Raw genomic sequence first — 23,519 nt, 5'->3', positions numbered from 1 at the left:
TCATTTGAAAAAAGTCTCTAAAAAACAATTTAAATATTAGTTTCCTTGGTTAAAGAATGAACCAGTATTATTTAAATTTGGTGTTTCAGTTTCATTATTTGATACACCTGCTGTATTGTCATTAGTAGTTTCTGTATTTGTTGATGATGACGGCAATCCAAATACAGATGGATGTAATCTATCTTCAGGTATTTGATAATTAGTTATTTTTTTAATAGTCATAACTTTGTTTTTATTAGAAGCAGTACCTTCAATGTCTAAAACGACAACATCAGTATCTGTAACTCCATATTTTTGACCAATGAAATTATAGATTTGATCTAGTAATCCAGAATCATCTTTTACTGTATAGTTAATTGTCTTATTTGGGAATACCAGATTATCTTTTACATAAGTAAAAGTATTTGTTGATCTTACATATTGCCCTTCAAAAGACTTATTTAAAGTTTTTTTAGCAGCTGTCCCAATAACAGACATTACAAGCATCATTATTAGTAATAGTAATTTTTTCATAAAATCTCCTTGATTAATATTATTTATGGAAACCTAAATCAGCTGGATTGACATCTCCAGAGATTTTTTTTACAGTTCCTCCTCTTTTCTCAAACTCATTTCTCATCAGAGCAGTTTTTTTTATAAGTTCAACTGTATCACTTTCGAGGTTGGAACTGTTATATCGCCCTTTAGTCCAGTATTCGATAACCAGCGAACTATCTCCACAAATTATTTTTGTACCATATTTTTTTGCATAGACAAAAGCTGTATAAATACCAACTAATTCACCAAAATTGTTTGTTCTGGTGTTGGCAACATAATAATTTCCAAATTCATTGATATTTTTTTCATTCATAATTTTATAAAGCAGCGAATTGCCATCAAAATCAGTTAATCTGACTTCTACGCCATTGCCTCGTCCTGTTCCCGCATCAAAGTAAATTGCCTCCCGTTCCAGTTCAGAGTACAGTTTTGTTAAATCCTTTTTTTCTTTTTTTTCATAATTTGCTCCAGAATTTAACCATTCTTGTGCTTCTAAAAGGTTTTTAAACGATTTATAACGGGCTTTTTTTCCGCTTACTTTTTTTTGACATTCCACCCAATTTTCAAGTATTCCATTTTCATTTGTATTTATAATGAAATAGGCATAAAATTTTTGATTTCTTGACATTTCAGATTATAAGTTTAATCCTCCGTCAACTCTTAATACTTGTCCTGTAACGAATTTAGACATGTCACTTGCTAGATACAATGCCGCATTTGCTACATCTTCAGCATCACCCATTTTTCTAAGTGGAGTGTTTGCAAGTACATTTTCTACAATTTTTTCAGGTAATACGTGAGTCATATTTGTTTCGATGAAACCTGGCGCAATTGCATTTGCTCTAAGATTTTTTCTACCAAATTCCTTTGCCCAAGTTTTTGCCATAGCAATTACTCCACCTTTAGTAGCGGCATAGTTAGTTTGCCCTGCATTTCCATCAATTCCGACAACAGAAGCCATATTAATTACGCTTGAGGCTTTACTTTTTAATAGTAGTGAAACAAATCCTTGCATTACGTTATAAACACCTTTTAAGTTAATGTCAATTACCAAATCCCAGTCAGCTTCCTTCATTCTTTGAAGCAATGCATCTCTTGTAATTCCTGCATTATTTACAAGAATATCTAGTCTTCCATATTTTTCCTTGATTTCCTTTGCAGCTTCCTTGATATTTTCTCTATCTGTAACATTTAATTTTATATGTGAAACATTTTCATGGCTGTAATCAGGATCAATTAAATCCCCAGAAATAACTGTAGCTCCATTTTCTGCAAATTTTAATGCAATTTCCTTCCCAATTCCTCTTGAACCACCTGTAATTAATGCAATTTTACCATTTAACACTATACTTCCACCTTCCTATTTTTAATTTTTCTAATTTCTAATTTTTTGGCTTTGAATTTTTAATTAATACTATTTCCCATTTAAATAGTAAATTAATTATGAGTTTTTTGCAATAGGAGCAAATAACATAAAATTTAATTTCTGTTTTTTAAATGGGATTTAGTATAAATTATTTAGAACTTCTAATTTTACATTTGTAAGCCCTTTTCCTGGACTTTCAATTTTTGAAAAAGCTCCGTAGCTTAAATCTATTACACGTCCTTTTGCAAAAGGACCTCTATCATTTATTTTTACAATAACTTCCTTACCGTTACTTAAATTTGTAACTTTAACTTTTGTTCCAAATGGTAAACTTCTATGGGCAGCTACCATTTCATTTGAATTGTGTCTTTCTCCACTTGCTGTTCTGCTTCCATGTAATTTTTTACCATAATATGAAGCAATTCCTTTTTGTGAATGTTTGGAAGTTTTTGATTTTGCGGCTTCAGAAGTTTCATCTTTTTTGGAAACAGTTAAATCTGTTACATTATCTACATCATCAGCTGCCTTCATCATTTCTTTTTTTATGTAAATTATATTTGTTCCATCTGTTTTTGTTTCTGAAACTAATGACAATGAAACCATCAGACCCGCAAACATAGTAATTATTTTTCTCATTTTAATATTTGCTACTAAAAATATATAAAAACATATTCTCCAATTTGATATTTATTAGTAGACTCTCCTTTTATTACCTATTTTGAGAATATTTAACTTAATTATACCATATTATTAAAGTCAATTTACTTTTTTTTTTCTTATTTTATAATTATTTTATTTCAGGCTGTTTAACATGTTGGATTCTAGGGCTGTTTACATTTAACGTTTCAAATGTATATCCTGCCTTTTTATACCCGTCTATAATTTGCTGTAAAGCCTGAACAGTAGTTTTCTTAGCATTTGTATCGTGCATTAGGACATTAATGTCAGGATGAGTTGTACAAACACCATATTTTACTAATTTTGCTACAGGAACATTATTTCCAGAAGCATCTGTACTGTCACAGTTCCAATCAAAATAAACAAACCCTTCTCTTGTCAATCTGTTAATGATAGCAGTTTTTAAAGCCTTTGAAGCAATAGCATTGCTAGAACCTCCAGGGAATCTTATAATTTTAACATCTTGCCCGGTTGTAGATTTTACAGCATCACGTATTTGATAAAATTCTTTAAAGAAACTGTCTTCATTTGCATAAACTTTTTTATATTCATGTGTAAAGCTGTGTAGCCCAATAGAATGTCCCTGATCAGTTATTTTTTTGTAGTCTTTAAAGTTTTTTCCAATTCCGATTACAAAAAATGTAGCTTTTATATTATTTCTTTTCAGGATTTCAAGAATTTGATCAGTGTGTCCTGAAGGTCCGTCATCAAATGTCAAATAAACTGTTTTAATTTTTTTGTCAGCTTTTAACTTTTGATATTGTGCTTTTACATCATCATTTTTCTTAATAACCGCAGCTAAATCTGCAGTTTTTGTGTTTTTTTCATGTGTTAATTTTTTTATGCTTGATTCTAAGCTATGGTGTTCAATAAATTTTGCAGTTGTACCAAAAATATGCACTCCTGAATATAGGAATCCAATTATAGCCACTATTATACCAATGACTGAAAATGTTTTTTTCATTTTTTATTACCTCTCATTTCTTATTTATATTTGTTAATTAACGCTTCAACTTTTTTGTAGCTGTCTTCACCGTGTTTTATATTTCCGTTAAGAACTTCAACTTCCTTTTCCAATTTTTGCTTGTTTTCCTTCAATGCTGGAATTTCTTGTTTAAATTTTTCACCTTGTTTAATTAGCACAAAATGTGAAAAAAGAAATAGCAATATAGAAATAACAAGTAAAATAATTGCATTTCTTGCTAATTTTTTGTTATTTTCTTCATTATGATCATCTCTATAATCATAAATAAATTCGTGTTGTTTTGACATTTTTTTTCCTCTCTTTTCTTTTTTTATTTTGTTGTTATTAATTTAATAAAATTATTTAAATATGTTTGAACCCTCTGATACCAAATTCTTAAATCAAGTAAATTTTAGAATATAAAATGAAAAAAGACCTCTTAAAAAAGAGGTCTCATAAAAGGGGGGGTTAATTGAGGTTTCAGATCTTTTAATCGATCTGAGTATAGTATACACTATAACAATTAAACCACCATTAAATCAAAATTGTTTTTTGATTAATTTTCTTCTCTTTTTTAATTGACAATGTATTATTATTGATTTTAAGGGCTGAAACTATACATTTCAAATTTTATTGACAATTTAAATTTTTTTATTTACATTCTATTTACTGTATTTATTCCAAGCAGGCTAAGTCCTTCTTTTAATACAAATGCAGTTTTTCTTGCCAGTAAAATTCTTGCATCCATTACTTTTTTATCTTCCTCCTTCAAGATAGAACTTGAATTATAGAAGTTATTAAATAATTTTGCTGTGTCAAATAAATAATCTGCAATTATATTTGGACGGTAGTTTTCATAGGCTTTTACCACGGCTTGAGGAAATCTTAATAATTCAACTGCAAGCTCACGTTCGATTCCATTCATATCATCCAAAATAACATCGTTATTTTTAACTTCGATATTTTCTTCCTTCAATTTTCTAAAAATTGACATAATCCGAACGTAGGTATATTGCAGGTAAGGTCCTGTATTTCCTTCAAAACTAAGCACTTTATCCCAAGTAAATGTTATATCAGAAGTTCTATTTTGACTCAAATCAAAATATTTTATAGCTCCGCTTCCTACAATTTCAGCAATTTTGTCCTTTTCATCTTCTGGAATATCTGGATTTTTTTCATCAATTACTTTTTTTACTTGAGCTTTTGCTTCATCTAGCAAATCCACAAGCCTTATTGTGTTTCCGCTTCTAGAAGAGAAAATTATTCCATTACCAAGTCTCATAATTCCAAATACAATGTGAGTCTTTTTATAATTGTAAGGCTCGCCTAACATTCTTCCAATTTCAAAAACCTGCTTAAAGTGATTTTGCTGTCTGTCGTCAGTTAAATAAACTGCTTCATCGACTTTTAACTCATCTTTTCTAAACTTCATTGTAGCAAGATCCGAAGTCGTATACAAAAAACTTCCATCTTTCTTTTGAACAATTGCAGGCGGCAATCTATTATTTTCAAAAAATACTACTAGTGCACCTTGATCTTCTTTTGCGATACCTTTTTGCTTTAATTCTTCAAGAACCGATGGCATCATATCATTGTAAAATGACTCACCAAAATAGTAATCGAAGTTTACATTAAGTCTATCATAAACTTTATTGTATTCTTTTAGTGAAATATCAATAAATTCTTTCCATAATTTTTGGTTATTTTTATCTCCAAGCTGTAATTTCTTCAATTCTTCTCGTGCTTCATCTTCCAAAGCAGGATTTATTTTAGCTTCATCTGAAAATTTTACATAGATTTTTTCCAGTTCTCCAATGGGATCTTTTTCATAAGCCTTTTTATCCAGCCAGTTCTTATAAGCCACAATAAGTTTTCCAAATTGTGTTCCCCAGTCACCAATATGGTTATCGGCAAGTGTATGAAATCCCAGAAATTGTAAAATTCTCTTGATGGAATCTCCAATAATCGTGCTTCTCAAGTGTCCAATGTGCATTCTTTTTGCAATATTTGGAGAAGAGTAGTCGATAATTACAGTTTTATCGGTATTTAAAAATGAAAAGTCATATTTTTCATTTTCCACTTTTTTTATTTCCTCATTTAAAAAACCGTTTTTAAGATAAATATTGATAAATCCAGGTCCTGCAATTTCCAACTTTTGAATGATGTCATTTTCTGAAAAATTTTCCACAAGAGTACTCGCAATTTCACGGGGATTTTTTCCAATTAATTTTGAGCTGACCATTGCAAAATTTGTTTGAAAATCCCCAAATTCCTTTTTAGTAGAATTTTGAATATCAATTTTTTCCGCATAATCAGCACCAAAAATATTATTTATATTTTCTGAAAACAACTTTTTTAATTTTATTGTCAGCAATTCCATTATTTTAAATTTTTTCCTTTCTTTCAAAATTTACGTTAATTTTAGGATAACGCATAATCCTTTTTTTCCAAAAACATTATACTATAACTAAAGACTTTTTTCAAATTTTTTATAAATAAAAAAAAAACATCATTTTTCTTAACTCAAAGAGAATATTTTAGCAGTATTTAATTTATAGTAAAACTTATTTAAAATCGAACTCAAAAGCTATGACTATTTTGTTCAGACCCTAAGTTTATATGATTTTTAATAGTTCAATTTTAAACAAATTCGAGCATACATTTAAAATAGAGAATTGACATATAAAATTAAAAATGTTACTATAATTATAAATTTTACATACAAATTTCATAAAAAAATAAAAGAGGTGAACATAAAGAATGAAAAAAATATTAGTTTTTTTAATAATTTTATCTAATTTATCTTTTGCAGCACAAAATTTACCTGTAAATTCAAAAGAATTGGACAAGATTCTCGATCAAGCTTTTGAAAATATTGATAGAGGAAATACTCAAAAAGGTGTGTTAATATTAAAAAAGAAAATATCGGAAGATCCTACAGAAATTATATATAAAGCGATATTAGGATCAATTTATGATGGAGCTGGAAGAAAAAATGAAGCTGAAAAGGAGTTTGACGAGGCTGTAAGATTGCAGGAAAAATATCCTTTTATTGCTGGAGATGGTAAAAAATACGACATACGATTTATGATTGGAATGTTTTATGGTTTTACAGAAGATTATACAAGTGCATTAAAATGGTTAAATCAAGTTGATGAAAAAGAATATAATGAGATGTTTAAAGATGAACCGGAGTTAAAGGATTTTCTTTTTGGAATTTTTAATTATAATGATAATAATCCAGAAGAAGCGAAAAAGTATCTTTTTAAGTCATCTGTTTATGATAAAGATGGAGTGTCGGAAAATATTCTAGGAATGATTTATTTGGATGAAGGAAATCAAAAGGAAGCAAAAAAATGGCTATTGGCTTCTGCAAATAAGGGATGTCTAGGAGGCCAGTTTAATTTAGGCGATCTCTATTATCAGCTGGGAGATAAAAAAATGGCATTGGAATGGCTTCAAAAAGCCTTTGAAACAGCAAAAAAAGAAAAAAATAGTGAAAAAATGAAGGAAATACAGGAAACTATAGAAGAAGTTAAAAATAGTCAAAAATAATATTTTTATCTTAGGAAAGGAAAGTTTTGATATGAGAAAATATTTGATTTTATTAGTATTAATTGCGAATTTAGGGTTGGGGATTCAAAGTTTCTCAGCAATGACAAGACAGGAAAGAGAAAATTTGGAAAAACAGATAAGTGAGGCTTATGATAGGGATGATCAGAAGAAATTATTGCCTTTAGTTTCTAAATATGTGAATGAGTTTCCGAATAACGCGGATTATTTGAATAAACTGGGAGTTTTATATGATAATTTGGATAATTATTCAGAAGCTGAAAAATACTATTTGAAGGCTATAGAAAGAGGAAATTATAATGCAATTTCAAATTTGGCTTATGTTTATTATGAAAAGGAAGATTATGAGAAGGCTATAAAATATTATAAGGAATATCAGAAAATAGCAGATAATACTGATAATTATTTTTGGATTGGAGCATCTTATGAAGAATTGGAAGATTACAAAAATGCGAAGGAATGGTTTTTGAAAGTTACGAAATTTGAAAAGGATGGATCTTCAGAAAATAGATTAGGATTAATTGCTGAAAATGAAGGAAATCAAAAGGAAGCAATAAAATGGTATCTGGTATCAATACAAAAGGGCAATTTGTGGGCTTACGATAATTTGGCAGTTTTGTATATTGATTTGGGAGATTATGATAATGCAGAAAAATTAGCAAAAAAAGGGATGAATTTGGCTAAAAATTCAGATGATGAGGATTTGAAAAAGGAATTCAATGAAACACTTGACATTATTCGAGCAAAAAGATAAATTTTATAATTAACTAAATTTTTTTCAATAGAAGATTCATTATATTTTTTTGTAGAGATTTACAATTTTATGCTAATAAATATTGAAGCATAACCTTATTTTTAAATGAAATTGTGAGTGTATAAAAATTTTTGTGTAAATAGAACATATGAATATTTAATTTGCTAGATTTTCTATTAGTTTACACAAAATTATAGACATCTCGAAATTGTTAATAACAGTTAATTTTTCAAAGATTAATAAAATAGATAGATTATATATATAATATATATTTTACAAAATTAATGATTTTTGCTATAATAATTTCATGAAAATAAAGTAAAAAATTGAAATACTGGAGGAAATTATGTCATTATTAATTTTAGTCTTATCATTATTACTGATTATTGAAATTTTAGAAATTAAAGTCGTGCAAAGTGGAAAATATGTTGCCTTGAAAGTTTCTAGCAGTGATTTTATTGGATTGGTAAATGATGGAAGAGTAATGGCTAGTTTTACTGAAAGATAATTGATAGAATCATAATAATAAAAAAACTATTTTTGTTTTTATAACTTTGAGGCGATTTATATTTAAATCGTCTTTTATTTTTTATAAAAAAAAATAGGTAAAAATTTTGTGAGATATGTGATAAAATATATTCAAATAACTTTAAGTAATTATTTTTTAATTTTTAAAGTTGGCTGATGTTTATTTATATAAAAAAATTTAGGAGAGTGAAAATCAATGGATGGAAAAAAAAGAAGTAATAACTTGACAGAAGGTGCGGCTAGAGCGCCACATAGATCGTTATTAAAAGGATTGGGTTTCATAAATGACGAAATGGAAAAACCAATAATTGGGATTGCGAACTCATTTAATGAAATAATACCAGGGCATGTTCATTTGAAAAACTTGGTTCAATCGGTAAAAGATGGAATTAGAATGGCTGGAGGAGTTCCAATGGAATTTAATACAATTGGAATTTGTGATGGACTTGCGATGAATCATATTGGGATGAAATATTCGTTGGTTACGAGAAATATAATTGCAGATTCGATTGAAGCGGTTGCTATGGCTACTCCATTTGATGCGATTGTGTTTATGCCAAGCTGTGATAAAGTAGTGCCTGGAATGTTGATTGCTGCGGCAAGATTGAATATACCTTCAATATTTGTAAGTGGAGGAGCAATGCTTGCAGGAGTTTATAAAGGTAAAAAAATTGGATTAAGTAATGTATTTGAAGCGGTTGGAGCTTATAACACTGGGCAAATTACTAGAAAAGAATTAAATTCTGTAGAAGAAATGGCTTGTCCGACTTGTGGATCATGTGCAGGAATGTATACTGCAAATACTATGAACTGCTTAACAGAAGCACTTGGAATGGGACTTCCAGGAAATGGAACTGTTCCAGCTGTATTTTCAGAAAGAGCAAGACTTGCTAAAAAAGCGGGAATGCAAATTATGGAAGTTTTAAAAGCAGATTTAAGACCAAGCGATATTTTAACAAGAGAAGCATTTGAAAATGCGGTTGCAGTAGATATGGCACTTGGAGGATCTTCTAATACAGCGTTACATTTACCTGCGATTGCTCATGAAGCTGGAATTGACTTGACTTTAAGTGACTTTAATGAAATTGCACAAAAAACTCGTCAAATTTGTAAATTGTCACCATCTGGAGAATATTTCATTGAAGACTTGTATAGAGCGGGTGGAGTTACTGGAGTTATGAAGAGATTGCTTGAAAATGAAAGATTGCATGGAGATGCGAAAACTGTAGCATTGCAAACACAAGGAGAATTGGCAAAAGATGCATTCATTAATGATGACGATGTAATCAAACCTTGGGATAAACCAGCTTACAAAACTGGAGGAATTGCTGTATTGAAAGGTAACTTGGCACCAAATGGATGTGTTGTTAAAGAAGGTGCGGTAGATCCAGAAATGTTGCAACATACAGGACCTGCGAAAGTATTTAATAGTGAAGAAGAAGCCGTTAAAGCGATTGTTGGTGGAGAAATTGTAGCAGGAGATGTTGTAATTATTAGATATGAAGGACCAAAAGGTGGACCAGGAATGAGAGAAATGTTATCACCAACAGCTATGATTGCAGGAATGGGTCTTGATAAAGATGTTGCGTTAATTACAGATGGAAGATTCTCTGGAGCTACGAGAGGTGCTTCGATTGGACACGTTTCGCCAGAAGCTGCTTCAGGTGGAAATATTGCGATTATTCAAAATGGAGATATTGTGGAAATTGATATTCCGAACAGATCAATTAATATTAAAATCTCTGATGAAGAAATTGAAGCTAGAAAAGCTAAATTAGAACCATTTAAACTTCAAGTAAAAGGATACTTGAAAAAATATGCTATGCATGTGTCTTCTGCAGATAGAGGAGCAATTGAAATTTTAGATTAGTAAATACCACATTACTGTTCGTCAGAAAATAAACATTAGATGGAATTTGATATTGCTAACTTTAATCGTAATTATTAGGAAAATTTCAGAGGAGAAAAATCAAATGGTAAATGATAATGAAAGTGAAATTCTAAATGTTAAATTGACACAAGAAAAAATAAAATCAATAGTAAATGTTACTTATTCACAGCCAGTTAGCTATTTTAGGAAAAATATAAAATTAGAAATGGATATTTTAAAGCCTAATAGAGAGGGGAAATATCCAACAGTATTATTTGTGCCAGGAGGGTCTTTTGCACACAGCTATAAGGAAAATTATTTGCAACAAAGATTGGAAATAGCTAAAGCAGGTTATGTAGTTGCAAGTATGGAATATAGGACTATTCCTGATGGAGTTTTTCCGCAAAGTCTGGAAGATGTGAAGGCAGCAATAAGATTTTTAAAGGCTAATGCTGATGAGTATGGAATTGATAAGGGGAAAATAGCATTGATGGGTGAATCTGCTGGAGGTTATCTGGTAGCAATGGCAGGAGTTACAAGCGGAACTACGAATTTTGACAGGGGGGAGAATTTATCTGAAAATAGTGATGTGCAAGCAGTTATAGATATTTATGGCGTAACAGATTTTGGAGAGGTTGATTTTGATATTCCTGAAGATGTAGAAGAAGGTTATAGGGCGATACTTATGTCAGTAAAGTTCTGGCTAAATGATGTAAGGAATAATATTGAATCTACAAATCCTATATCTTATATTTCACAAAAAACGCCTCCATTTCTATTAATGCATGGAGATGCAGATACATTGGTTCTTCCGAATCAGACAGAAATGCTTCATAAGGCGTTGATTGAAAAGGGTGTGGACTCAAAAAGATACATAGTTCCAGGAGCAGGACATTCAGATGAATATTGGTTTCAGTCTGAAGTTACAGAATTGATAATAGATTTCTTGAATAAAAAAATAAAAAATATTTAAAATAAGACAGGGAGTGCCTAATAAATCAGAAGTAATTTTATTGGCATTAGTTGAAAGATGACAATGTTTAGTGTAAATTATTTTTATTTGATTTATGAGATAACTCCTTGTAAAAAACTGAAAGAAAATTAGGGAAATAAAAAAATTGGAGAAGGTGAAAAAATTGCATAAATTATATGATTTTATGGAAGCTAGAGAACGATTGGGGACAGTTATTGAAAAGACGAAATTGATTCATAGCAATATTTTTTCTGATGAATCAGGAAACGATGTTTATATTAAACCAGAAAATTTGCAAAGAACAGGTGCATTTAAAATAAGAGGTGCTTATAATAAAATTGCGAAATTGACGGAAGAAGAGAAAAAAAGAGGAGTAATTGCAGCATCGGCTGGAAATCATGCACAAGGTGTGGCATTAGCTGCTCAAAAATTGGGAATTAAGGCTGTAATTGTTATGCCTAAACATACGCCGCTTATTAAGGTTGAAGCGACTAGAAGATATGGTGCGGAAGTTATTTTGACTGGGGAAGTTTATGATGAGGCTTATGAGTATGCAAAAAAATTGCAGGAAAAAGAAGGGTACACTTTTGTGCATCCGTTTAATGACGAAGATGTAATTGAAGGGCAAGGGACTATTGCTTTGGAAGTTTTGGAGGAATTGCCTGACGCTGATATTATTTTGGTGCCAATTGGTGGAGGAGGACTTATTTCAGGAATTGCTTCAGCTGCGAAATTAAAAAATCCATTGATAAAAATAATTGGTGTTGAGCCAGAAGGTGCAGCGAGTGCATTGGAGGCTAGAAAAAGTCATCATGTGGTTGAACTTGATGAAGCAAACACAATTGCAGATGGAACAGCTGTTAAAAAAATTGGTGACATTACATTTGACTATATTGAAAAATATGTAGATGACATAGTTACTGTATCTGATTATGAGTTAATGGCGGCATTTTTGGTTTTGGTTGAAAAACATAAAATTGTTGCGGAAAATTCAGGAATTTTGGCTGTGGCAGGATTGAAAAAATTGAATGTTACAGGGAAAAAGATAATTTCAATAATAAGTGGTGGTAATATAGATGTATTAACTATTTCATCTATGATTAATAAAGGATTAGTAGCTAGAGGAAGAATTTTTACATTTGCGGTTGATTTGCCTGACAAACCAGGACAATTGGTGGCTGTATCGCAAATTCTTTCGGAACAAAATGCGAATGTAATTAGACTTGAACATAATCAGTTTAAGAATTTAGACAGATTCCATGAAGTTGAATTACAAGTTACAGTTGAAACAAATGGAGAAGAACATATTAATAAAATAACTCAAGAATTTGAGAAAAAAGGATATATAATTAGAAGATTGAATGCACAAGCAATGATTGATGATTAGAAAATAAAAAATTAAGAAAAGGTGGTTGAAACAATGAGTGAAACTAAGATGATAAACGGTGGTAGAATTTTACTAGAATCGCTACACAGATTAGGAATAACAGATATTTTTGGATATCCGGGAGGAGCGGTAATTCCAATATTTGATGAAATTTATAGTTATGACAAAATAAATTACTATTTTGCAAGACATGAGCAAGGATTGTCACATGCGGCAGATGGTTATGCGAGAGTTTCTGGAAAAGTGGGAGTTTGTCTTGCGACTTCAGGGCCTGGTGCGACAAATATGGTTACAGGAATAATGACAGCACATATGGATTCTGTACCAATGATTGCGATAACTGGACAAGTTAGATCAAATTTATTGGGAAGAGATGCTTTCCAAGAAACTGATACAGTTGGAATTACAATGCCAATTACAAAATGTAATTATTTGATTCAAAATATAAAAGAAATACCTAGAGTTGTAAAAGAGGCTTACTACATTGCGACAACAGGTAGACCAGGACCAGTTCTTATTGATATTCCAAACGATATTCAAGTTCATCAAATTCCATATGAAGAATTTGAGAGATTATTTGATGAAAAAATTGAATTGGAAGGATATTCGCCAACTTATGAAGGACATCAAGGTCAAATTAAAAGAGCAATTAAATTGATAAAAGAAGCGAAAAAACCGTTGATAATTGCAGGAGCGGGAGTTTTGAAATCGAAAGCGTCGAAAGAATTGTTTGACTATGCTGAAAAGACACAAACACCTGTGGCTACGACATTACTTGGATTGGGAGCATTTCCTGAATCGCATGAATTATCTCTTGGAATGTTAGGAATGCACGGAACTGTACCAGCGAATTATGCGACAGATGAGGCAGATTTAGTAATTGCGGCTGGAATTAGATTTGATGACAGAATTGCTGGAAATCCTAATAAATTTATTGAAAATGCAAAAGTTATTCACATTGACATTGATCCAGCTGAAATTGATAAGAATAAAAGAGCTGATGTGCCAATTGTTGGGGATTTAAAATATGTATTGACTGATATTAATGCTGAAATTGAGCCACAAACTCACGAGGAATGGGTTAAAAAAGTTGTTGAATGGAAAAAAGAATATCCATTAGGACATAGAGAAGTTGGAGAAGATAAATTGCTTCCACAAGAAGTTCTAAAAGCGATTGACGATATCTTGCAAGGGGACACAATTGTAGTAACTGATGTTGGTCAACATCAAATGTGGGCTGCTCAATATTTTACTTACAAAAATCCTGATTCAATCGTAACTTCAGGAGGAGCTGGAACAATGGGATTTGGACTTCCTGCGGCAATTGGAGCACAAATAGGAGCACCTGATAAAAAAGTTGTTTTAATCGTTGGAGATGGTGGTTTCCAAATGACATTGCAAGAATTAATGATGATTAAACAATACAATTTACCAGTAAAAGTTGTTATTTTGAACAATTCTTACTTGGGAATGGTTAGACAATGGCAAGAATTGTTTAAAGATAGAAGATATTCATTCGTTGATTTAGAAATAAATCCAGATTTCATTAAAATTGCAGAAGCGTATGGAATTAAAAATGCAAAACTTACAAACAAAGAAGATTTGAGAACAAAATTGAAAGATTTAATATTATCTGATGAAGGTGTGTTAATCGAATGTGTTGTTGAAAAAGAAGAAAATGTATTCCCGATGATTCCAGCAGGAAAAACTGTAAGTCAAATGATCGGAAAGAAAGGTGTGTTAGAAAATGAATAGAGAGCATGAAATTTTAATAATTGCAAAAAATACTGATGGAATTGTGTCGAGAATAATGTCTTTATTCAATAGAAGAGGATATTCTGTTTTAAAAATGACAGCAGGAGTTACAAATAAACCTGGTTATGCGAGATTGACAATGACAGTAGAAGGAGATGACAAAACATTAAATCAAATTCAAAAACAAGTTTATAAAATTGTGGATGTTGTAAAAGTAAAAGTTTTCCCAGTTGAAAATGTTATTAGAAGAGAATTGATGTTAATAAAAGTGAAATCTGATCCAGAAACTAGAGCACAAATCGTTCAAGTTGCGGATATTTATAGAGGAAAAGTTTTAGATGTATCACCAACTTCATTAGTTATTGAACTTACAGGAGATGTGAAAAAATTGCGTGGATTTGTGGAAATTATGCACAATTATGGAGTTTTGGAAATTGCAAAAACTGGGGTTGTAGCGATGAGTCGTGGAGAAAAATTGTAGAATTTTAGAAATTTTGAAGTGAATTTTGGGATTTTAGGATTGAGTATCAATGAATATAAATATTGATTATTTTGTTAAAAATAGAGAAATATTGTAATAGCACAGAAAGAAGGTACAGAAAATGAGTGTGAGTCAGCATTGGGAAAAGGAAAAGTATGAAAAAAATGCACGGTTTGTTTCGGATTATGGAAAGGAACTGATTGAATGGCTGAATCCGAAAAAGGATGAATATATTTTGGATTTAGGCTGTGGAGATGGTGTATTGACTAAGGAAATTTCAAAATATGGGTGCAAAGTTTTGGGACTAGATGGAAGTCAGAAATTTGTTGAAGCAACTAGAAAATTGGGAGTTGATGCGATACAAGGCGATGCACAGAATATGAATTTTGAAAACGAATTTGATGCAATTTTTTCCAATGCGGCACTTCATTGGATGACAAATCCTGATAAAGTTTTGGAAGGTGTGGCAAAAGCACTCAAAAAAGGTGGACGATTTGTGGTCGAAATGGGTTGCAAAGGAAATGTGGAAAAAATAGAAAATGCAATGTTTGAAGTTGCAAGAAGACATAATTTTAAAGCTGTAAAATGCTGGTTTTTTCCGACAGAAAAAGAAGAAACAGAATTACTTAATAAATATGGCTTAAAAGTGAAAAGAATGATAAGTTTTTCTCGTCCAACTTTACTTCCTACAGGGATAAAAGGATGGCTACAAACCTTTTCTGCACCTGCTTTTGTGAATATTCCGAAAGAAATGCACGAAAAATTGATTGATGAAATAGCTGAAAAAGTGGAAAAAGAGCTTGAAAAAAATGAAAATGGACAAATTATAGCTGATTATGTAAGATTGAGATTTGAAGCTGAGAAGAAATAGTAAATTTTTGTTTTTAAAGTGAACTTTTTTTAGAGTGAATATTTTGAAAGAAATTTTTGAATTTGATAAATTGAGGTATAGAAAATAAAAAAGCGAAACAAGAAAATTAATTTACAAGGAGAATAAGACAATGAAAACGCATATTAAAATATTCGATACAACACTAAGAGATGGAGAACAAACACCAAGAGTTAATCTTAATGCTGAAGAAAAATTAAGAATTGCAAAACAATTGGAAAGTTTGGGAGTGGATATAATTGAAGCTGGGTTTGCTGTGGCATCGCCTGGAGATTTTGAAGCTGTAAAAATGATTGCTGAAAATGTAAAAAATTCAACAGTTTGTAGTTTGTCAAGAGCTGTGAAAAAAGATATTGAAGCAGCAGGGGAGGCTCTAAAAGGTGCGGCAAAACCTAGAATTCATACATTTATTGCAACTTCGCCTATTCACAGAGAGTTTAAGCTGAAAATGACAAAAGAGCAAATTCTTGAAAGAGTAAAAGAAATGGTAGAACTTGCAAAATCATTTGTTGATGATGTTGAATTTTCTTCAGAAGATGCGACCAGAACAGAAAAAGAATTTTTGGTAGAGGTGTATGAAACAGCTATAAAAGCTGGAGCTACTACATTAAATGTGCCTGATACTGTGGGTTACAGAACTCCAAATGAAATGTTTGAACTTATAACTTATTTGAGAAAAAATGTAAAAGGAATTGAAAATGTTGATATTTCTGTGCATTGTCACGATGATTTGGGACTTTCTGTAGCAAATTCGGTTGCAGCGATTCAAGCTGGAGCAACTCAAATTGAATGTACAATTAACGGACTTGGAGAAAGAGCCGGAAATACTTCACTTGAAGAAATTGCAATGATTTTGAAAACAAGAAAAGATTTATTTGAAGAATATTACACAAACATTGATTCAAAGCAAATTTATCCAACAAGTAAATTAGTAAGCCTTTTGACAGGAGTTGCAACACAGCCAAATAAAGCAATTGTTGGAGCAAATGCATTTGCACACGAATCAGGAATTCATCAACACGGAGTTTTAGCAAATCCTGAAACTTACGAAATTATGAGTCCAGAATCTGTAGGAAGAAATCCAGACAGCTTGGTACTTGGAAAACATTCAGGAAAACACGCTTTTATACAAAAGTTGGAATCTTTAGGATTTGACCATGTTGGAAGTGACAGAGTGGAAGAATTATTTGTACAATTTAAAAAATTGGCAGACAAGAAAAAATATGTTTTAGATGAAGATATTATCGCATTAGTTGCTGGAGATGCGGCAAAAATCGAAGGAAGAATCAAATTGTCTCACTTTGAAATTTCAAGACAAGAAGGTAAAAAACCAAAAGCTACAGTTACAATTGACTTAGATGGAGAAAAATTAGTCAAAGAAGCTCTTGGAGATGGACCAGTTGATGCAGCTTACAATGCAGTAAATTTAGCAGTGAGTGACACTTTTGTCTTAGAAGAATATAAATTGGAAGCGATTACAGGGGATACGGATGCACAAGCACAAGTTGTTGTTGTAATTGAAAAAGATGGAAATAGATTTATTGGTAGAGGACAAAGTACGGATGTAGTTGAAGCTAGTATAAAGGCTTATATTAATGGGATAAATAGACTTTATAATAAGTAATTTTAAAAGGGAGGGGATTTTGATGGAAATATCAAATAATTACATTAATGAAATAAAGAGAATACTTAAAAATGCTAGACAAAAAGCATATACCGCTGTAAATTCGGCGATGGTGGAAGCATATTGGGAAATTGGAAGAAGAATTGTAGAAGAAGAACAGAACGGGAAAGAAACAGCTGAATATGGGAAAGAAATATTACAAAATTTATCTAAGGAACTTACAGAAGAATTTGGAAAAGGATATAGTTATAGAACATTAAGAGAAATAAGACAATTCTATCTTATGTTTTCAGATTTTGAAAAATGGCGAACAGTGTCCGCCAAATTGACATGGTCTCATTTTCAAAAAGTTTTAAGAATTTCCGATAAGAAAGCCAGAATATTTTATTTGACGGAAGCAGCAGAAAATATGTGGTCTGTAAGAACTTTGGATAGGAATATATCTACACTTTTGCAAGTAAATATATAAATTATCTGCCTAGCGAAGAGGAATTAATAAATGAAATAGAAAGGCAGAAGACATTGTTTGAAAGTAGAAATAATAATGAAGTGGGATATTAATTAGAAAATTGATTACAGAGAGAAGGAAATTTACAAATGAAAACAATAATTTTTTCACACCCATGGAATGGAAGTTTTAATAAAGCAATTTTAGATAAAGTAGTGGAAAAGTTGGAAGAAACAAAAGAAAAATATACGATTATAGATTTGAATAAGGATGGATTCAATCCTGTGATGACTGAAAAAGATTTGGAATTGTATTCGCAAGGAAAAAGTGCTGATCCTTTAGTTCTGAAATATCAGGAAATTTTGAAAAATACAGATGAGCTAATATTGATTTTTCCGATTTGGTGGATGTCGTTACCTGCGATATTAAAAGGATTCTTTGATAAAGTTATGTTGAGAGGATTTGCTTATGAAAGTGGGAAATATGGAATAAAAGGACTTTTACCAATAAAATCGGCTAAATTGATTACAACGGCTGAAGCACCAAAGTTTTTATTAAATATAATGGGATTTGGAATGACGATGAGAAAAGCGAATCTCGGTGGAGTTGGAATAAAAAACACAAAATGGATTCATTATAGTTTAAGAGCAAAAGGAAAAGCTGAAGACAGGAAGAAATTTCTTGAAAAAGTTGGTAAATTTGTTGGGAATTAAGAAGAAAAGTAGAAAATACTCTTAATTTAAAGCGAATAAAAAACAAGGAGTTTTATATTATGAAAAAGAAATTGTACAAATCAGTAAAAGATAGAAAATTTACAGGCGTATGCGGAGGAATTGAAGAATATTTTGATATTGATTCAAGTATTGTGAATAGTATGGCTTGTTTTGATTTTTTGTGTAGGAATGGGTCTACTGGCTTATATTATTTGTGCGATAGTTCTATCCTAATGAATAAAATATTTTTGAAAAAACGAATTTAATTTTTGAAATTCTTAAATAGTTAAATAAAAATTAGGTGGAGAATGAAAATGAAAAAAGTATTTTTTTGGTTATCCTACTTGTTGTTTTTAATATTTTTTGACATTGTTTTAGCGATTATAAGGTTTAATAATAATATTTATAATAGTATTTACGAATTTTTTATAAATCTGAATATAAAAAATGAGTGGATTTTAGAAAAATTATTTTCATTAATAGAGATTATTTTTATTATAATTTGTTTAACTTTTGCTTACTTAATTTCAAAAATAAGAGTCAGTAAAAAAAGTTTGTTAATTCCACCATTAGTTATAATGGTGATAAAAGTAATAATATTTTTTTGCATATTTGGATTTTTTATATTGAGTCCTGAACCAGAAGATGCGGGAGAAGGATCATTTCTTTTATATCTTATATTACTAGGCTTTGGAGCTTATATGGGAATGATGAATTTATACTTCTATTTGGGGTTATTGTTTATTTTATTTAAAAGGAGAAAAAATGAAGGCAAAAAATTGGATTATTAAATTTCTGTTGGTTTTTGTAGGATTAATTGTGATATTTTTAATTTATGCTCATTATGAGTACAGGCATATTAAAATTAGGACAATTGAGATAAAGTCAAAAGATATTCCAAAAGAATTTGATGGAAAGAGAGTGCTATTTGTGGCGGATTTTCAATATGATACGATGACACGGTTTAATAGAAAGCAGCAGAAAAAGGCAATTGAACTGATTAATGCACAAAAAAAGGATATGATTCTTTTAGGTGGAGATTATGCGACTTGGGAGAAAAATATTCCTAAGTTTTATGAAGATGCTAAAAATATTAAAATTCCTGAACTTGGAGTATATGCGATTTATGGAAATCATGAGTATCCAGGTGAAAAGGAAACTGCTGAAAATATGAAAAAACTTGGGTTTAATCTGCTTACAAATGAAAATAGAAAAGTAATGATAAATAATGAGAAAATATACATCGCTGGAGTGACTGACTTGTGGCATGGAAAACCTGATGCGAAAAAAGCTCTTGAAGGTACGAAAAAAGAAGACTTTGTGTTATTTTTAACTCATAATCCTGAATATTTTGAGCAAATGTCGGAAACTGAAAAGGAAAAAACTGATATGATTTTAGCAGGACACACCCACGCTGGACAGGTTACTTTTTTTGGAAAAATTATTGTGTCGGCAGTGAAGGATAAGAAAAAATATGGCTACGGAATGAAAGAGTATGGCGGACATAAAATTTATATTACTTCTGGAGTTGGTGGTGCTTTTCTTGAGATGTTTATTCGATTTTTCGCACAGCCTGAAATTGTGATTTTTGAGTTGAAGAGAATTAATTAAAATTTGGAAGTGGTGTGATATGGAAGATAAAGAATTAAAGAAGTTGGCAAAAGAGATTTTTGAAAAAATTAAAAAAAAGTATTATGAAACAGCAAAAGAAATGATAGTTGCAAATGCTTCAGTCAATACTTCAAAGGAAATAAAAATAACAGACAGTAAAATTGAAGGAATTCCATATATTCCAAAAGGGAGTAAAATTCCAACAAATTCAGAAGGGAAACAGTTTATGTTTCTTGCACAGATAAATTGTGCTGACTTAAAAGGTCTAGAAAATTTTCCAAAAGAAGGAATTTTACAATTTTGGGTTTTGGGAGATGACTTGATGGGATTAGATTTTGACAACAGTACAAATCGGAATGGTTTTGATGTAATTTATTATGAGAAAATTGAAGATTACTATTTGGAAGATGAGTTTAAGAAAATGTATAATCCTTGCAAATATGACCCAGCATGGGATTTTTTGATAGCACATCATCCTTGCAAAATGGAATTTTCTTTGGGAAAACAAAAAGAGAATTTAGACTATGATTTTTTAGATATTTTATTTGAAAAAGTATGGGAAGAAGAAAATTTTAAATTTGATGAAAAAGATAAATTGTCTGAAGAAGTGGAAGAAATTTATGGATATGAATTTTATGAAGAAAATATTGGTACAAAATGTAATGGATTTCCATTTTTCACACAATCTGAACCAAGAAAAGGTGAGGAAATGAATGAATACGATACTTTATTATTTCAAATTAATAGTGGAAAAGAAATAATGATTGGAGATTGTGGAGTGATGAATTTCTTTATTAATCGTGAAAAGTTGAAAAATAGGGACTTTTCAGATGTTTTTTACAATTGGGATTGTTATTAATTTTATTGAATAGATAGAAAAATAGAAAGTTGGGAAAATGGATATAAAAACTATAAATTATGAATATTTTTTAGATTTATCAGTAAGAATGACGCATCATTCAAATGCAATTGAAGGAAATACATTGACACTAAATGAAACTGCTACAATTATTTTAGATAGTACAATACCTGGAAGTAAGAGTGTTCGTGAGGTTTTTGAAGTTTTGAATCATAAAAGGGCGATTGACTATATGTTGACTGAACTTGCGAATGACCAAAAATTGGATATCTATGTGATTAAAAATATAAATAAGGAAATTTTAGACAGGTTGAATGATAATGCGGGAAATTTTAAAAATAGCAGTAATGCAATAATTGGTGCAGATTTTGAAACTTCTACACCAAGTCAGGCACCAGCTCTTACAAAAAATTGGATTGAAAACTTGAATTATAGGTTGGAATTGTGTAAAACTGATGATGAAAAGTTGTCAGAAATATTAAATTCTCATATAGAATTTGAGAGAATTCATCCTTTTAGCGATGGAAATGGACGAACAGGAAGGCTGATTATGCTGTATTTGTGTTTTCAGGAAAATATAAGTCCGTTTGTGATTGAAAAAAATGATAGAGCATTGTATATGAACTATTTAAGGGAACAAAATGCAGATATTATTTTAGATAAAGTGAAGGAATTGCAAGAATTTGAAAAGAAACGAATGGAACAATTTTAAATAGGTTAATAAATAAAAAAATATAAATAAAAAATTTGGAGAGAAAATCGGAGGAGAAAAAATGTCAGAAATTAAAAATAAAGAGAAAAACCCAAAAACTTTGTTTGATAAAGTTTGGGAAAAACATGTGATTACAGGAGAACCTGGAGAAGCACAACTTTTGTATATTGATTTGCACTTGATTCATGAAGTTACTTCGCCACAAGCGTTTTCAGGATTGAGAATTGCAGGGAGAAAGGTTAGAAGACCTGACTTGACATTTGGAACAATGGATCACAATACGCCAACAATTATGGCTGACAGAATGAATATTAAAGATAAAGTTTCAAAGGCACAATTGGATGCGTTGTCAGCTAACTGTAAAGAATTTGGAATTGAATTGGTTGATATGTTTAATGAAAATAACGGAATTGTGCATATGGTTGGACCTGAACAAGGATTGACACAGCCTGGAAAAACTGTAGTTTGTGGAGATAGCCATACTGCGACTCATGGAGCTTTTGGAGCTTTGGCATTTGGAATTGGAACAAGTGAAGTGGAACATGTTTTGGCGACACAGACAATTTGGCAAAAGAAACCAAAAACAATGGGAATTGAAATAACTGGTGAATTGCAAAAAGGTGTTTATGCGAAGGATATAATTTTACATATTATTAAAACTTACGGAATTGGTCTAGGAAATGGGTATGCATTTGAATTTTTTGGAGATACAATTAGAAATATGTCAATGGAAGGAAGAATGACTATTTGTAACATGGCAATTGAAGGAGGAGGAAAATCAGGAATTATCGCACCTGACGAAACTACTTTTGAATATGTAAGAGGAAGAAGATTTGCACCAAAAGGCGAAGAATTTGATAAAAAAGTGGCTGAATGGAAAGAATTGTACACAGATTCTGTAGATGCATTTGACAAATACATAAAAGTTGATGTTTCAAACCTTGAACCACAAGTAACTTGGGGAACAAACCCTGAAATGGGAATTGGAATAAGTGAAAGATTCCCTGAAATTAAAGATGTAAACTACGAAAGAGCGTACAACTACATGGGACTTACACCAGGAGGATCACCTTACGACATTCCATTAAAACATGTATTTATCGGATCTTGCACAAATGGAAGATTAGCAGACTTAGAAATTGCAGCAAAAATTGTAAAAGGGAAGAAAGTTGCTCCAAACATTACAGCAGTAGTCGTTCCAGGATCACAACTTGTTAAAAAAGCAGCCGAAGAAAACGGAATCGCACAAATATTCAAAGACGCAGGATTTGAGTGGAGAGAAGCTGGATGCTCAACTTGCTTAGGAATGAACCCAGACTTAATTCCAAGCGGAGAACACTGTGCGTCAACTTCAAACAGAAACTTTGAAGGAAGACAAGGAAAAGGAGCAAGAACTCACTTAGTAAGTCCAGCAATGGCTGCGGCTGCTGCAATTTATGGAAAATTTGTGGATGTAAGGGAATTGGATGAAGTGAAATAGGAATTTTAGTATAAAGGAAACGATATATCATGAAAGTAAAATTGATGAATTTTAGCAAGATATTAATTTTTATTATATTATGTTTAATATTGATTCTTTACAATTTTGCTATTTTTACCAGTATAATGCTAATTTTAATTTATTCAATTTTAAATTCAATTAATATTTTTGATAACAAAATGAAAATAGATTATGAAAAATTGGTATTTCAAAGTGCAACAGGATTATATCTTCAAAGAGATCTTCTTTTTTTGGATAAGGAAAATTTTTTAACAGTTAAAATTTTATCAATATTATTCATAATTTTGGTATTCTAC

25 protein-coding genes are annotated in these 23,519 nt (G+C 30.8%); 18 read left to right on the top strand and 7 right to left on the bottom strand.

From position 1 onward, the window contains the following. Positions 1 to 36 precede the first annotated feature (36 nt). The 7 genes from HW276_RS08800 to argS form a co-directional block, all read right to left on the bottom strand. Positions 37 to 513 carry a hypothetical protein gene (locus HW276_RS08800; RefSeq protein WP_010128382.1) on the bottom strand — a complete coding sequence of 159 codons (477 nt, stop codon included), beginning with the start codon at positions 511 to 513 and terminating at the stop codon, positions 37 to 39. Positions 514 to 532: 19 nt separating this feature from the next. Further along, positions 533 to 1,165, bottom strand: coding sequence for an RNase H1/viroplasmin domain-containing protein (locus HW276_RS08795; protein ID WP_178938182.1), 633 nt, complete (start codon positions 1,163 to 1,165; stop codon positions 533 to 535). A 6-nt stretch (positions 1,166 to 1,171) separates the two neighbouring features. Continuing rightward, a complete protein-coding gene (fabG, locus tag HW276_RS08790) occupies positions 1,172 to 1,882 on the bottom strand; it encodes a 3-oxoacyl-ACP reductase FabG (RefSeq protein ID WP_178938181.1) in 711 nt (236 codons plus the stop codon). Between the two features lie 159 nt (positions 1,883 to 2,041). After that, positions 2,042 to 2,539, bottom strand: coding sequence for a septal ring lytic transglycosylase RlpA family protein (locus HW276_RS08785; RefSeq protein WP_021746977.1), 498 nt, complete (start codon positions 2,537 to 2,539; stop codon positions 2,042 to 2,044). Positions 2,540 to 2,690: 151 nt separating this feature from the next. After that, positions 2,691 to 3,545, bottom strand: coding sequence for a polysaccharide deacetylase family protein (locus tag HW276_RS08780; protein ID WP_178938180.1), 855 nt, complete (start codon positions 3,543 to 3,545; stop codon positions 2,691 to 2,693). Between the two features lie 20 nt (positions 3,546 to 3,565). Further along, complete coding sequence (locus HW276_RS08775) at positions 3,566 to 3,853, bottom strand: hypothetical protein (protein WP_018499676.1); 288 nt, start codon at positions 3,851 to 3,853, stop codon at positions 3,566 to 3,568. 347 nt (positions 3,854 to 4,200) lie between these two features. Then, positions 4,201 to 5,925: an arginine--tRNA ligase gene (gene argS, locus HW276_RS08770; RefSeq protein WP_178938179.1), complete on the bottom strand. Its 1,725-nt coding sequence runs from the start codon at positions 5,923 to 5,925 to the stop codon at positions 4,201 to 4,203. A 380-nt stretch (positions 5,926 to 6,305) separates the two neighbouring features. Between argS and HW276_RS08765 the strand changes: the two genes are divergently transcribed. The 18 genes from HW276_RS08765 to leuC all read left to right on the top strand — a co-directional run bounded on the left by HW276_RS08765 (position 6,306) and on the right by leuC (position 23,202). Beyond that, entirely contained in the window at positions 6,306 to 7,100 is a 795-nt protein-coding gene (locus HW276_RS08765; RefSeq protein WP_178938178.1) for a lipopolysaccharide assembly protein LapB, read from the top strand. Positions 7,101 to 7,131: 31 nt separating this feature from the next. After that, positions 7,132 to 7,872: a tetratricopeptide repeat protein gene (locus HW276_RS08760; RefSeq protein WP_178938177.1), complete on the top strand. Its 741-nt coding sequence runs from the start codon at positions 7,132 to 7,134 to the stop codon at positions 7,870 to 7,872. A gap of 346 nt (positions 7,873 to 8,218) precedes the next feature. After that, positions 8,219 to 8,380, top strand: a complete 162-nt coding sequence (locus tag HW276_RS08755; RefSeq protein ID WP_147004193.1) for a LemA family protein — start codon at positions 8,219 to 8,221, stop codon at positions 8,378 to 8,380. 216 nt (positions 8,381 to 8,596) lie between these two features. Continuing rightward, positions 8,597 to 10,270 carry a dihydroxy-acid dehydratase gene (gene ilvD / locus HW276_RS08750; RefSeq protein ID WP_178938176.1) on the top strand — a complete coding sequence of 558 codons (1,674 nt, stop codon included), beginning with the start codon at positions 8,597 to 8,599 and terminating at the stop codon, positions 10,268 to 10,270. 103 nt (positions 10,271 to 10,373) lie between these two features. Further along, positions 10,374 to 11,243, top strand: coding sequence for an alpha/beta hydrolase (locus tag HW276_RS08745; protein WP_178938175.1), 870 nt, complete (start codon positions 10,374 to 10,376; stop codon positions 11,241 to 11,243). A gap of 163 nt (positions 11,244 to 11,406) precedes the next feature. Further along, entirely contained in the window at positions 11,407 to 12,630 is a 1,224-nt protein-coding gene (gene ilvA, locus HW276_RS08740; RefSeq protein WP_147004590.1) for a threonine ammonia-lyase, read from the top strand. 33 nt (positions 12,631 to 12,663) lie between these two features. After that, the gene (gene ilvB / locus HW276_RS08735) at positions 12,664 to 14,385 is read left to right on the top strand and encodes a biosynthetic-type acetolactate synthase large subunit (RefSeq protein ID WP_178938174.1); all 1,722 of its coding nucleotides are present in this window, start codon (positions 12,664 to 12,666) and stop codon (positions 14,383 to 14,385) included. Continuing rightward, on the top strand, positions 14,378 to 14,866 hold the full coding sequence (gene ilvN / locus HW276_RS08730; protein WP_147004189.1) for an acetolactate synthase small subunit: 489 nt from the start codon (positions 14,378 to 14,380) through the stop codon (positions 14,864 to 14,866). Before ilvB ends, ilvN begins: the two co-directional genes overlap by 8 nt. A gap of 121 nt (positions 14,867 to 14,987) precedes the next feature. After that, positions 14,988 to 15,737 carry a class I SAM-dependent methyltransferase gene (locus HW276_RS08725; protein WP_178938173.1) on the top strand — a complete coding sequence of 250 codons (750 nt, stop codon included), beginning with the start codon at positions 14,988 to 14,990 and terminating at the stop codon, positions 15,735 to 15,737. 109 nt (positions 15,738 to 15,846) lie between these two features. Further along, positions 15,847 to 17,379 (top strand): 2-isopropylmalate synthase, encoded by a 1,533-nt coding sequence (locus HW276_RS08720; protein WP_370464647.1) that lies wholly within the window; start codon positions 15,847 to 15,849, stop codon positions 17,377 to 17,379. 22 nt (positions 17,380 to 17,401) lie between these two features. Next, positions 17,402 to 17,848, top strand: a complete 447-nt coding sequence (locus HW276_RS08715) for a DUF1016 N-terminal domain-containing protein (protein WP_255460425.1) — start codon at positions 17,402 to 17,404, stop codon at positions 17,846 to 17,848. Positions 17,849 to 17,976: 128 nt separating this feature from the next. Beyond that, on the top strand, positions 17,977 to 18,540 hold the full coding sequence (locus tag HW276_RS08710) for an NAD(P)H-dependent oxidoreductase (protein ID WP_178938171.1): 564 nt from the start codon (positions 17,977 to 17,979) through the stop codon (positions 18,538 to 18,540). A gap of 59 nt (positions 18,541 to 18,599) precedes the next feature. Then, positions 18,600 to 18,806: a PspC domain-containing protein gene (locus HW276_RS08705; RefSeq protein WP_255460424.1), complete on the top strand. Its 207-nt coding sequence runs from the start codon at positions 18,600 to 18,602 to the stop codon at positions 18,804 to 18,806. A gap of 48 nt (positions 18,807 to 18,854) precedes the next feature. Next, the gene (locus tag HW276_RS08700) at positions 18,855 to 19,331 is read left to right on the top strand and encodes a hypothetical protein (RefSeq protein WP_178938170.1); all 477 of its coding nucleotides are present in this window, start codon (positions 18,855 to 18,857) and stop codon (positions 19,329 to 19,331) included. Further along, positions 19,306 to 20,151, top strand: a complete 846-nt coding sequence (locus tag HW276_RS08695) for a metallophosphoesterase (protein ID WP_178938169.1) — start codon at positions 19,306 to 19,308, stop codon at positions 20,149 to 20,151. Before HW276_RS08700 ends, HW276_RS08695 begins: the two co-directional genes overlap by 26 nt. Before the next feature lie 19 nt (positions 20,152 to 20,170). Continuing rightward, a complete protein-coding gene (locus HW276_RS08690) occupies positions 20,171 to 21,010 on the top strand; it encodes a YwqG family protein (protein ID WP_178938168.1) in 840 nt (279 codons plus the stop codon). A 37-nt stretch (positions 21,011 to 21,047) separates the two neighbouring features. Continuing rightward, on the top strand, positions 21,048 to 21,722 hold the full coding sequence (locus HW276_RS08685) for a Fic family protein (RefSeq protein WP_178938167.1): 675 nt from the start codon (positions 21,048 to 21,050) through the stop codon (positions 21,720 to 21,722). 61 nt (positions 21,723 to 21,783) lie between these two features. Then, positions 21,784 to 23,202, top strand: coding sequence for a 3-isopropylmalate dehydratase large subunit (leuC, locus tag HW276_RS08680; protein WP_178938166.1), 1,419 nt, complete (start codon positions 21,784 to 21,786; stop codon positions 23,200 to 23,202). The last annotated feature ends 317 nt before the right edge of the window (positions 23,203 to 23,519 follow it).

This window comes from Leptotrichia sp. oral taxon 417 (assembly GCF_013394865.1).
GTDB lineage: Bacteria > Fusobacteriota > Fusobacteriia > Fusobacteriales > Leptotrichiaceae > Leptotrichia > Leptotrichia wadei_A.
This window is presented reverse-complemented; position numbering and strand designations above follow the sequence as displayed.